Genomic DNA, 1,104 nt, shown 5'->3' with positions numbered 1-1,104 from the left:
AGTTGTAAGGGTTTCGAAAGTATCGATTACAGTTTCTAAGTCGATGCTAGTTAAAACACCGTCTTCGTCTGTATACTCTAAAGTTTTACCGTCAACGTTTAACGCAAGCGTAGTTAGCGTTTCAAGGTTTGAAATATCGATAGTAGTAGTAACATTGTCCTCATCTGTATAAGTAAACGTTCCGTTACCGTTATCAACGATAGTAGTAAGTGTTTCAAAAGTATCGATTACAGTTTCTAAGTCGATGCTAGTTAAAACACCGTCTTCGTCTGTGTACTCTAACGTTTTACCGTCAACATTCAGCGCAAGAGTAGTTAAGGTCTCTAAGTTGGCAATATCTACGATTGTAGTGTTATTGTCTTCATCAGTATAAGTGAAGGTACCGTTACCATTATCTACGATAGTAGTTAAGGTTTCGAAGGTATCGATTACAGTTTCTAGGTCGATGCTAGTTAAAACACCGTCTTCGTCTGTGTACTCTAACGTTTTACCGTCAACATTCAGCGCAAGAGTAGTTAAGGTCTCTAAGTTGGCAATATCTACGATTGTAGTGTTATTGTCTTCGTCAGTATACGTAAATGTTCCGTTTCCGTTATCTACAATAGTAGTAAGTGTTTCGAAGTTATCGACTACTGTTTCTAGGTCGATACTAGTTAAAACGCCATCTTCATCTGTGTACTCTAAAGTTTTCCCATCAACATTTAACGCTAGGGTAGTAAGGGTTTCAAGGTTTGCAACATCGATAGTAGTAGTAACATTGTCTTCATCTGTATAAGTGAATGTTCCGTTACCATTATCAACGATAGTTGTAAGGGTTTCGAAAGTATCGATTACAGTTTCTAAGTCGATGCTAGTTAAAACACCGTCTTCGTCTGTATACTCTAAAGTTTTACCGTCAACGTTTAACGCAAGCGTAGTTAGCGTTTCAAGGTTTGCAACATCTACGATTGTAGTATTGTTGTCTTCATCTGTATAAGTGAAAGTTCCGTTACCGTTATCTACAATAGTTGTAAGTGTTTCGAAGGTGTCGATTACTGTTTCCAAGTCGATGCTAGTTAAAACACCGTCTTCGTCTGTGTACTCTAACGTTTTACCGTCAACATT

At 37.8% G+C, this 1,104-nt stretch carries 1 pseudogene; it reads right to left on the bottom strand.

Features of this window, described 5'->3' with window-relative positions:
- Window positions 1-1,104, bottom strand: a pseudogene (locus AC3RVF_RS15870) (hypothetical protein); the annotation flags it as partial.

Source organism: Aequorivita sp. IT1183, assembly GCF_058068265.1.
This window is presented reverse-complemented; position numbering and strand designations above follow the sequence as displayed.